General features: G+C 69.2%; 4 protein-coding genes and 2 pseudogenes. 1 reads left to right on the top strand and 5 read right to left on the bottom strand.

What is annotated here, in order from left to right:
* A pseudogene (locus tag KM933_RS38420) lies at positions 1–304 on the top strand (galactokinase); the annotation flags it as partial.
* An 84-nt stretch (positions 305–388) separates the two neighbouring features.
* Here KM933_RS38420 and KM933_RS38415 read toward each other — a convergent pair.
* The 5 genes and pseudogenes from KM933_RS38415 to KM933_RS40135 all read right to left on the bottom strand — a co-directional run.
* Positions 389–1,132, bottom strand: a complete 744-nt coding sequence (locus KM933_RS38415) for an ATP-binding cassette domain-containing protein (RefSeq protein WP_221362194.1) — start codon at positions 1,130–1,132, stop codon at positions 389–391.
* Entirely contained in the window at positions 1,129–1,707 is a 579-nt protein-coding gene (locus KM933_RS38410) for a hypothetical protein (RefSeq protein WP_221362192.1), read from the bottom strand. Before KM933_RS38410 ends, KM933_RS38415 begins: the two co-directional genes overlap by 4 nt.
* Positions 1,704–2,843, bottom strand: coding sequence for a hypothetical protein (locus tag KM933_RS38405; RefSeq protein WP_221362190.1), 1,140 nt, complete (start codon positions 2,841–2,843; stop codon positions 1,704–1,706). Before KM933_RS38405 ends, KM933_RS38410 begins: the two co-directional genes overlap by 4 nt.
* 215 nt (positions 2,844–3,058) lie before the next feature.
* Positions 3,059–3,481, bottom strand: a complete 423-nt coding sequence (locus KM933_RS38400; RefSeq protein ID WP_221362188.1) for a hypothetical protein — start codon at positions 3,479–3,481, stop codon at positions 3,059–3,061.
* Positions 3,482–3,829: 348 nt separating this feature from the next.
* Positions 3,830–3,905: pseudogene (locus KM933_RS40135) on the bottom strand (GNAT family N-acetyltransferase); the annotation flags it as partial.

Genomic DNA, 3,905 nt, shown 5'->3' with positions numbered 1-3,905 from the left:
GCTCGACGCGGGGGACATCCGGGGGATCGGCCCCGTGCTGACGGCCGGCCACGAGTCGCTCCGCGACGACCTGCGCATCTCCTGCCCGGAGCTGGACCTCGCCGTCTCGGCGGCGAACCGGGCGGGCGCGCTGGGGGCGCGGATGACGGGAGGCGGCTTCGGCGGCTCGGCCGTCGTCCTGGTCGAGACGGCGGACGCGGACACGGTCACCAAGGCGGTCCAGGAGGCGTTCGCCGCGGCGGGCTACACCGCGCCGCGGGTGTTCCCGGCGGTGCCTTCGGCGGGGGCGCGGCGGGTCGCCTGATCACTCGCGTCCACTGCCTCCCCGCGCGCTGAGGCTGATCGGGGAGGCAGAGTCGGCCCGGCTCGCGATGTCGTTCGTCGCCGGTCAGGCCCTGGCGCCGTTGTTGCGCAGCAGGGCCGTGTACGCGCCCTCGGCCGCCCGGCCCTCGACGGTGCCGGCAGGAGTGAGGGCGAGGAAGGAGCCGGTGTCGCCGTGGTGGATGATCCGGCCGTCGTGGACGACGGTCACGTGATCGGCCTCCTCGGCGAGGTCGGCGACATCGTGGGTGGACAGCAGCACCCGGATGTCGCCGGTGAGGCCTGAGAGCATGTCCCGGAACACCCGCCGCTGGTACGGGTCGAGTCCGGCGGTCGGTTCGTCGAGCAGCAGCACCCGCGCCCCGTGCACCAGCGCGCCCGCGACGCCGACGCGGCGGAGCTGTCCTCCGGAGAGACGGTCGCTGCGCTCGTTCATCCGGTCGGCGAGGTCGACCCGCGCGAGTGTCTGGCGGGCACGCTTCCAGGCGTCGGGCCGGTTCATGCCCTTGAGCCAGCCGATGTACGCGACGTACTCGCGTGCCGTGAGCCCGGGCATCGGGGTGATGTCCTGTGGCATCCACGCCACGTCCTGCCGGTACTGCCGGCTTCCGGCCGGGATCCCGTCGAGCTGGACGCTGCCGCGCTGCGGCTTCGTCACCGAGGCCGCGAGCTTGAGCAGGGTCGACTTCCCGGCGCCGTTGGGGCCCAGCAGGATGGACAGTCCGTCGGGCAGCGCGTAGTCGAAGTCTTGCAGGACGGGCTTGCGCCCGCGCCGGTAGCGGTAGGTGCAGTGGGTGAGTTCGAGGGTCACGAGGCCTTCCTCGGGGCGAAGATCAGAGCGGTCAGGCCGGCGGCGAACATCAGCAGGGAGACGGCGGCCGCGGGGACGTCGTGGGCGGACTGCGGTACGACGGTCCACCACCGCGGCACGTTGCCCCGGAAGCCGATGCCGACGACGAGAACCAGCCAGGCCACGGGGACCATGACCGCGGAGGGGCCGAACAGGGTGTGGCCCAGGAGCAGCAGGCCGGTCAGGAAGAGCACGTTGCGGCCTGCCGCGGCGGCCTCCTGCGTACCGCCGAGGGCGTTGACCAGCAGCGCGCAGCAGAGTGCCGCCACTGCCACCGCGGTGACGAGCGCGGCGTCGTACCGGGCCACCGGCCGCACCCCGGAATCCTCCGGGGCGGGCACCCGTGACTCCAGGAGATGCATGAGGCAGGCGACGAGAGGTACGGGCACGAACAGGGTCAACGCGATCTGCGGCGAACCGATGAGGGAAGGCAGGGCGACCCGGATGTTCTGCACCGCGAGGAGCGGGAGCAGGAAGGTGGCCAGGGCCAGCGGGACCGTGAATCCTGCCCGCCGGGCACCGATCCACCACCTCACGCCGTGCTCCCCGTGGCGTTTTTCGAGCAGGAGTCGAGGTTGCTGCGGATCCAGGTTCTCTGCGCGGCCTGCGACAGGTCGAGGACGTCACGGACCTGGTCGCTGACCTGGCTCTCGATCTGCCGGCTCTCGGGCGTGACGCCTTCGTTCCGGCGGCGCTCCTGGTACATGTCGACCTGGCCGGTGCGGGTGGCGCCCCACAGCCACACCGAGCGGGCCCGGACGAGGGGGACCTCGGCGCAGCGGAACTTCAGCGCACGGACCATGACCTGGTAGCCGACCTCGTGGGGCCGGTCCGCGGTCATGATGTTCATCCGCCACACCCGGTCACCCGGGCCGGCGGCGGTCGGCCCGTTGTAGATGTCCGCGATCTGGTCGGGAGCGGCGACGGGGACCCCGGCGGCCCGCAGGGTGCTCAGCGTCCGGGAGGCCTCGCGCTGGGCGCGGTCCAGATTCCCGGAGGCCACGCGCGCCACGCACACCCGGGGCTTTACACCCGAGCAGTCCATGGGGGCCTGGCCGGTGGCCATGGGAGGGTCGTGCGGCCAGTCCCGGGCGAGGTGCTGGGCGCCGAGGACACCAACTGCGGCCACGCCGAATGCGAGGACGCCCCGGAGCACCCGGGGTCCGAGCGGCAGCCACAGGAGCAGCAGGCCGACGGCCACGCCGCCCGCCAGCAGGACGGGAGCCGCGAGGGACACCAGTCGGGGCACCTCGCCGAAGCCGATGTCGGAGAACTGCCCGGACACATGACGGAGCCAGTACGGTTCCGTGGCCCGGGTGAACGCCACCGCGATCCAGTCCACGACCGCGACCACCGGCGCGGCGATCAGCCGCGGCAGGACCGAGCCCAGGGCGAATCCCGCGATGGCGTGGCAGACGACCACCAGCATGCCCATCAAAGGCAGCCGCAAGGAGTCGAGGGTCGGCGCGGTGCCGCTGCGCGCGAGAGAGATCGCCGGGGGCAGCAGCAGGACGGCCCACGACGGAATCACCACGGGAAGCAATATGTTGGCCGCCACTCGATAACGGCTCCGGGACGGCAGGGATTCCCAGATGTGAGCCTTGCGCAGTCGCCCGCTTTCCCACACACCGAGCCCGGCGGCGGCCGCATAGGCGAGTGCGTAGAGAGTCATGAGTGGAGCGGAAACTATCGCCGGGGCCCAGTGGTGATATTGGCTGGGCGGCGCGGTTTCCCCCGTCATGTAATAAAGGGCGGCCAAAAGCAGGACGGCGGGGCCGGCCCAGCGCACACTGCTGCTTCTCAGTGCGGTGGTGAATTTCATCGCGACTCACAAAGTATAAGGATGTGCCCCGGGGCCACGGCTGAGGCCCCGGGGCAGAAATCCGATCAGCCGTCGGCCTTGGTGGTGTCGACGCTGACGCTGTTCACGCTGAGCTGCGGGCCGAAGGTCGAGCCGCCGATCTTCATGATCTTGAAGTATACGTTCTTCATACCCGAGCCCAGGTCGGTCCACTCGCCGTTGCTCGTACCGCCGTCGAAGCAGGCCGTGAACGTCTTGTTGTCGTAGGAGTCGTCGGGCTGGAGGCTGATGTCACGCCACATCTGCACGTCGGTGCTCTTCGGGCCATCGGTGGTACAGCCGGTGAACTTGACCTGGGAGTACAGCTCGTCGGACCAGCGGCGGGACTCGAAGGAGACGCTCGCGGCGGAGATGCTGCTCGACCAGTTCGCCTCCGCGGTAGGAGCGAGAGCAAGAGCGATAACCGCGGCTGTGCCGGCCGTTACGGCGGCACGAGAAGTAAGCTTCACGAAATTCCCATGCTGAATGCTATCCAGCACGAGAGGTGGAGCTCATGCATGTATTCGCACCCCCGTGCATGCGGGAATACCCCCCTCGCAATGATCAGACAGTAACACCAGGTGAAACGGGTGGCCAACGGTTTCTTTCGCCGCCGTATGCGCGACTTACTCGCTGGTAGGGGCCGCGGAGTTTAAATGTCCGCGTAGTGCCCAGGTTGTGTAATATTTGGTGTGCCGCGGATACTCGTTAATATCGCACATATGCGGATTCAGGTAGATTTCACAGATCATTCACAAGTCGAGGCCCTCTGTAGGAGCCGTAGAGGGTCGTGAGGGTCGTGGAGGAGCGCGCCACGCTCATCTCAGCCGCTTCGTCAGCGTGTACTCCGTGATCCCCGGCGGGTAGTCGGGGATCACGCACACCACCTCGTAG

This window comes from Streptomyces beigongshangae, from assembly GCF_019710745.1.
In the GTDB taxonomy this organism is placed as follows: domain Bacteria; phylum Actinomycetota; class Actinomycetes; order Streptomycetales; family Streptomycetaceae; genus Streptomyces; species Streptomyces beigongshangae.
The sequence above is the reverse complement of the archived record's forward strand: the minus strand, read 5'-3'. Positions and strand labels throughout refer to the sequence as shown.

Excerpts from the sequence above, each read along its gene's own strand:
- KM933_RS38405 (WP_221362190.1), bottom strand. The coding sequence starts at position 2,843 with ATGACTCTCTACGCACTCGCCTATGCGGCCGCCGCCGGGCTCGGTGTG.